Origin of the sequence: Acinetobacter sp. NBRC 110496, from assembly GCF_000876115.1 — a bacterium.
Classification (GTDB): Bacteria; Pseudomonadota; Gammaproteobacteria; order Pseudomonadales; family Moraxellaceae; genus Acinetobacter.
Map to the genome: position 1 here is coordinate 1 of NZ_BBTF01000091.1, position 6,556 is coordinate 6,556.

At 38.9% G+C, this 6,556-nt stretch carries 7 protein-coding genes; 3 read left to right on the top strand and 4 right to left on the bottom strand.

Annotated elements, in window-relative coordinates:
* Positions 1–558 (top strand): hypothetical protein (locus Aba26S_RS20160; RefSeq protein ID WP_043974774.1); only part of this gene is annotated, 558 nt, incomplete at its 5' end.
* A gap of 145 nt (positions 559–703) precedes the next feature.
* On the opposite strand, the gene Aba26S_RS20165 is transcribed toward Aba26S_RS20160, so the two are convergent.
* From Aba26S_RS20165 to Aba26S_RS20175, 3 genes are read right to left on the bottom strand one after another with little or no spacing between them, the layout of a single operon-like run.
* On the bottom strand, positions 704–2,371 hold the full coding sequence (locus Aba26S_RS20165) for a DEAD/DEAH box helicase (protein ID WP_024160737.1): 1,668 nt from the start codon (positions 2,369–2,371) through the stop codon (positions 704–706).
* Positions 2,371–2,739: a hypothetical protein gene (locus Aba26S_RS20170; protein WP_005006108.1), complete on the bottom strand. Its 369-nt coding sequence runs from the start codon at positions 2,737–2,739 to the stop codon at positions 2,371–2,373. The genes Aba26S_RS20165 and Aba26S_RS20170 overlap by 1 nt, the downstream gene beginning before the upstream one ends.
* Positions 2,736–3,920 carry a SprT-like domain-containing protein gene (locus Aba26S_RS20175; protein WP_038350039.1) on the bottom strand — a complete coding sequence of 395 codons (1,185 nt, stop codon included), beginning with the start codon at positions 3,918–3,920 and terminating at the stop codon, positions 2,736–2,738. Before Aba26S_RS20175 ends, Aba26S_RS20170 begins: the two co-directional genes overlap by 4 nt.
* Before the next feature lie 403 nt (positions 3,921–4,323).
* On the opposite strand from Aba26S_RS20175, the gene Aba26S_RS20180 reads away from it, so the two are divergent.
* Positions 4,324–4,968 carry a type I-E CRISPR-associated protein Cas6/Cse3/CasE gene (locus Aba26S_RS20180; RefSeq protein WP_227504916.1) on the top strand — a complete coding sequence of 215 codons (645 nt, stop codon included), beginning with the start codon at positions 4,324–4,326 and terminating at the stop codon, positions 4,966–4,968.
* Positions 4,969–5,045: 77 nt separating this feature from the next.
* On the top strand, positions 5,046–6,128 hold the full coding sequence (locus tag Aba26S_RS20185) for a hypothetical protein (protein ID WP_038350038.1): 1,083 nt from the start codon (positions 5,046–5,048) through the stop codon (positions 6,126–6,128).
* Positions 6,129–6,270: 142 nt separating this feature from the next.
* Here the strand turns inward: Aba26S_RS20185 and Aba26S_RS20190 are convergent, their stop codons facing one another.
* Positions 6,271–6,459, bottom strand: coding sequence for a hypothetical protein (locus Aba26S_RS20190; protein ID WP_043974778.1), 189 nt, complete (start codon positions 6,457–6,459; stop codon positions 6,271–6,273).
* Positions 6,460–6,556: the final 97 nt, after the last annotated feature.

The following is a 6,556-nucleotide window of genomic DNA, read 5'->3' on the forward strand; positions in this document are numbered from 1 at the left end:
ATCATTTATCTGCAGAAACCCATTTTTGTTACGCAATATCCTAAATGTGTAGCCATCAATGCTGATGTTCGCGATCGTAAGCTTGCGGAGGTTATTTATGATTACTACAGACGCTTCTTACCGTTTTTCTATTCATTCATTAAATTGATCAGATCAACGCAGCGCTTATCTCTAGAACGTAAATTACCCGTGATTGATAACTTTATGTCTAATTTTGGAGATCTTAGTACTGGTGTGTTTTATTCAAATATTCCATTTGATGATGCAGAGCTCAAAAGGATTTTGAAAAATGGCTTTGAAAAATATAGAGAGCATAAATCAGAACAGCGGTTTAGCCGTGCCATCGCAGAGCTAACACCGATGTTTAAAGCTTTATCTGAATACTTAAAGATTGTGTCTACGGTTAACTACGTGGATCTAGACCTTATTCACTTCTTACACAATGCATTTTTGGGTAAAAACTTTAATGTTTATTCAGATCTATTCGCTTTGGATAAAGAACCTAATTTGTTGGTCAATTTAAGTTGGACATACACAAAAGCATTTCAATATTCATAAATAGCACCATGGTAGTTTATGTGCATCGGCTATATCAAAAGGAAGAAGAATATAGCGATCTTTTAACGAAAGGGCCTGGTCATACCGAAGTTTTGTAGCAGAATCTCTAAAACAAGCTAGGTAAAGTTCAGTCATAAAGTTTCTCTTAAGCTACCTTCTTATTCAGTATGTGTTCGGCTAAGCGCTTGATACCGCCACCGTCCGTAATTAAATGTTCAAATAATTCGCCATTCGGGTTTTTAACTCCTTCCAACTGGCCTTTTTTGATGCCTAAGACATCAGAAATAATTGGATCTGAACCCGAATCAGCCAACAAGTAATATGCCGAGATCTGTTTGATTTGACCGTCACGGTCTAAGCGACCAATACATTGATCATGAACACCAGGCGACCAATCCAACTCACCAAACACAAATGTTTTGCATTTTGAGTGGTACTGCAAGCCATCAAGCCCGGCAGATGAACGTAATGAACTAATGAAGACTTTACTTTCATCATTCAAGAATGCTTGTTTAGATCGTTCCTTAGCTGCAGGTCCTTCCGTACCTGTATACATAACAGGATTGAATTCAGCCAAGCGTTCTAGCCAAATGTTGTACACATCTCGATGCCAACCATAAAGCATGACTGATTCACCAGACTCAACAAGCATACGCACGAACTCAGCGACATACGGCGCTTTGGCGATACCTGTTGCTTGGCGCATCATAATATTGAATTCTTCTGTCGCACGAAGCTTTTGCCCTTGGAATTCTTGAGTAGAGCTTAAAATTACTTTTGCCAGTTCCATTGCCTTGCCCTTAATTTGATCCAGTACTTTAGGATCGCTTTCGACATATTGAGGGATGATTTGTACTGGCGGTAACTCTCGATTTACATCTGCTCGAGTACGGCGCAACATTAGACCTTCATCACGTAAAAACATCCCAAACGCTTTAGGATCATTAATACGTTTTTCGTGTGAACACCACTCACGAGCGAATTCGGTAGCGGTACCTAAGCTATCTGGACGCAATATTTCAATGATGTTGTAGAATTCATCACCGTAGTTATAAATCGGTGTAGCTGATAGACCGAGGCGTAATTCAGCTTGGTCACTAATGAGTTTAGCAGCGGAATACTTTTGCGATGTATAGCCAGTCCGTAACTCTTGGATCTCGTCAAACACTACGTACTTAATCTTTCCGGCAAGATATTCAGCCCAACCGTTCAACTTTGAATAACTGGTGATAATGACATCGGGTGCTGCTTCACCCTCTTTGTGCAATGGATAAGGCGATGCTTTCTTTAGGATGTGACATTTTAGGTGCGGAGCAAAGCGTTCAATTTCATTCTTAATTTGCATTGGAAGATGTGTCATTGTCACAAAAAGCGCCGGGAGCGATTCAGGTAGAATCATCGGACATATTCCACTCGCTGTTTTGCCAAGGCCCAAATCATCCCCCAAGAGCAAACCTTTAACATTAAGTAGTAGATCTGCAGCTGCTCTTTGATACTCATATGGAGGCACGGCAAGATCAAATGTTTTGATCGGACGTTTATAGTCCATCACATCCAAAATATCTTCTTTTAGCGACACATAAGCCTTAGATTGCGCTTTCATGTATTTAAGATCATCAACATGCATTGGATAACGTTCAATAAACCAAAGTAGGTCGTGACAATTAGACGGCGTATCGCTTAACTCAATAAATTTTGATGCATGTTGGCTGACTTGTGGGAATACACGCTTAAGTCGTGTTTTAACATGTGGTTCACATTCAATGTGCCAGTTTTTTTCTTGACGAGAAATGGTGCCGTAAGATTTAGACATTAGAAGACCCCCACTAAAATACGATGGCGGTAAATAAATTTATTGTTCAGTTGGATTGGAATGTTATTCACCCAATACGGTGTACCAACCACATAGAGCGCTTTTATGCTGTCATGGCTTAAATAGCGATTGATCTGACGCAATAATGCGTTACGTGCACCATCTATTTTTAATTCAACACCCACCTTGCCGACATCAAGCTCAACAGTAAAATCAATGATGTCTTTATTTGATAGACGAACCTCACGTTCATACGGAATCTCATTGGCAATAAACATTTGCTCAATCGCGAGTTGTAAGTCTTTTTCGTTATAAAAACGGTATTTGTGTGAAGAAAACAGAATTCCAAGCTCTTCAATCGTTTTCATTCTGCATCCCCTTGGTCAGCTTTAGCAGCCTTTTTGTTTTTCTTCACCTGGCTTTTATCAATGGATTTTGATGGTACCAGTTCAACTTCACATTCAGTACACGATAATCTAAAAGTAGGACTACACGTTGCACCACGGCCACACTCAGGACACGCAAAAGATGCCCTAGTCTGTTTCTTAGGCTCAGGCTCAGGCTCTTCAAAATTGGCTAAACCAAGCTCTTGATAGAGTGTTCCACCGATCATAGTTTCTTTGAGTACAATAAACTCGTTATCATCGCCGTTTGGTTGTTCACCCTTATAAAGTTTAACAACCTTAGGTTCTGGTATTGGTTTGTCGTCATCATCTAACGGATCTTCATCAAAAGCCGTTGGATAATAACCGCCAAGGTTTGCACCGGTATTTGATATGTCGATTAGTCCGATCGCTACATCAAAGGGATTCATTGTAGTGGGAGTCGGTTCCTCTTCTTCATCACTTGTTGGGATGGCATATCCAGTGAGGGAATCTTGTGCTTTTGACGGTTCGGCAACTGGCTTCTCTTTTTTAGGTGATTTCAAAGCTGAATTGATTTCATTGCCAAGTAAGGCAATATGAAATAGCTTTGGAGAAGCAGTCGGAATGGACTCCAACAACTGCACTTGCTCTTGAATCATTTCAAGACTTGAAATCGTTTTGGGTGCGTACTTGTCATACCATTTGATGATACGCCCTTCATCGACTAGCTCATTGCACACTTGAATAAACAAGCCATCAGGTACAACGATTTCGGTCATCTTCTCGCCTGTCGTGCGACCTTCTTTTGTGCCGTCATCAGTCATAATCAAACCGATCTCAAGCATAAATGCCGCAAACTCAGCATTGTGATATGAGCGTTTAGATGGCTCACCAAAAATGCTTTGTTTCATATGACACATCTCATGTGCATAGCATTTAAAAATGTTAAGCAATGGTTGGGTGCCAAAGTAATCAGGGTTAAGGGCCAGTTCGTGCGTATACGCCGTATCATCTTCTGTCGAAGCAAATCTATTCTCAGACCAATAACCGGTATTTTTGTTGATACGTTGAAGCGTAATCAAACAATCTGGTAATTCATTTTTGAATAGCCTTTCATTGAAACGGTCATACACCAACTGCAGTTCTTCATAAAACTGCAACGTAGTTCTATTCTTTATGTTCATTTTTCAGTCGTCCAAACAGGATCAAACTAGGTGTGGATTGTACAAAACAACGTTTAAAGTTTACGCACAGCTTAAAATACAGTCAATAGTTTAAAATAATCAGCAAAGCATATATTTTTTTAAAAAAAAATTACAACACAAAAAATAAGTATCATTAAAGTGTAGGTTTAATAAATTGTGGTTGGTTTTCATAATATGATTGTTACGCTTTACTTCCACACAAAACTGGTGTTCCTATATCAATTTTGAGGGTTTTAAGTATATTATAAGCCACTTTTGTTAAATGCACATAGAAGTTACTTTTAGCGTTTATAAATGCTGAATAATACCCTTATTGTCAATAAGGCGCTATTTAAAGGCAATGGTTCTTAATAATGCTGTTTATAGAAAACTGGATATCGAAATGAGTCTGAATAACATAAAACTAACAGCCAATTGTTTTGCCCTTACACATCCTGAAAATGAAAAGAACTTGTTCAAGTACATTTTTAGAGAAATGTTTAAACGAAATAAGGTCGAGACATTCTGTTCCGCAAAAGTCATATTTTTTACAGATGGCAAGCACATCTATTTAAGAACGTGCGTATCGGACGTCAAAATCCCAATGGCCAAAGAATACATTGAAATTTCGCACGGTCAGCAAATCACTGGAAAAATCATGGTTCCTCTTAACCGTGAATGTAGCTTTAACCGCCAAGAAATTGAAGAATACATATCGGTCCACGGCGAAAAACCCAAAGGCAATTCAGGTAAGAAGCGTAAAAATCTAACTGGAGATGAAGCAGCCGAATTCACCAAAAACGCTCTTAGTAGCAAAGGTCTATTGGATGTCACTATAATTGAGCAACAATGTGGACCACAGCTCAGCATTTTGAATATTCCAGTCCAGACCATAGATATTTCATTTAGTGCGACTGTTGGTGATTTAGAGCTATTTAAAACAGCATGGCTCAATGGTATTGGTCGTGATAAAACCTACGGCTTTGGAATGATCCGCTTAGATGGTACTTTGTTTACACCGCCTTGTAATAATAGTGCTCACGCCTAATCGAAAGGACTTTTAAAGTCCTTTTTTCAACGAAATTTTTTCAGATATTGATCTGATGTAGATCCTGGTTGCTCAACATGAGAAATAAAGATTTAGATCCAAAGATAGGAATACCACTTAAAGTCATCACAGCGCGATTAGAACATGTGAAGCTTAACCTCAATGGCTTAATGAAACGTGTAGAAGCTTATGCGATCGCACGACAAAACAGTAAAGATCTGCACGAATGCCTAATCAGTGGTGATGAATGGACATATGCTGCACTAGATTGTCGAGATCCTATCTGGCGTGAACGAATGAAACGCACCAGTACCATTATGGGTGTTCAAGCCACTGGCCAAGAAATCCCACTCTCATTTATCAATCAGCTACCTTGCAACATTGGTGAAATCATTACTCTTGGCTCATGGAGCCTAACCAAAAATATTTATCGGTTTGAAGATCAAGTCATTCAAATGCTTGTAAAGACCGAGTACAACCGCAGTATCCCCGGTTTCCTATTAAACCTACCTGATATTGCGATCTACGTTCAAACCGACAATGCCAATCTCTACGTGCAAAATGAACAAGTGGTCGGTGTTATTTTTGCGAAAAACACGTTGAACGATCGCAAGGTGCTATTTACCACGGTATATACCGATACTGGCTTAGCAAAAACCATTACCATGCACTTCCCTGATGATGATGATTTTGAATCAACTGTTGAGGACTGCATGACCGATTTCATTGATACGTTTTTTGATGAAAAGAACTTGCCAGATGAACAAGAAATTAACACGTTCATGGAACTGCAGAAGAAGCTAATCAATTTGATTCTATGGTTCAGCCAAAAAGAACCAGATCTCAGACCATTAACACCAGAAACAACACAAGCCAGGCCTAAATTAGAGCTGATTAAGCGTGAATTGCGTTTATTTGAGGCCAATAAGTACAAGCCGACTATTGTTGGTACCGAAACAAATAAAAAGATCAATGAAGCGATCCTAAAGCGCGATGAAGATCTAAAGTCTGGCAACTACAAAGGTACCAAAAAACCACATCCACGGGTTCCTCACTGGAACTTTTACTGGTTGGGCAAACGTGGTACCAAAGAAAAATGGGTTAACCATTGGATACCATTTCAGATTGTTGGCGGTGTGCCTAAAGAAAAAGGGCTCTAAGGAATAAGTTATTAATTACGCAATGGTTGGGTAGTCTAAAAAATATTGGATTCCAACACTGATTCCGTAAAGCCAGTAAAAGCCCCATGAAATAAGAAAGAGCCCTATGTTGGCTCTTATTTTGTTTTTGTAAATCTCAATTTTAACGCAGCGTGATTTTCACTTTACCAACACACTTTTTGTTTAGTGGGCGATTATTACTATCTACCCGTCTCAAATAGCCACATTGACTACAAGCAAAAGTATTATTACCTGAATCATTCGTAAATTTAAGCCAAATGTGACCATTGCCATCGTCTATATCTGTTTTAACGTATTTATCTAGATTCATGCTTAAACCTCTTAATAAGCTCACTCGATAATAACAATAGTTTTGCTTAGATAGTATTTTTCCAAAAGGAATTATTAGCAGATTTTATATGTTTTTT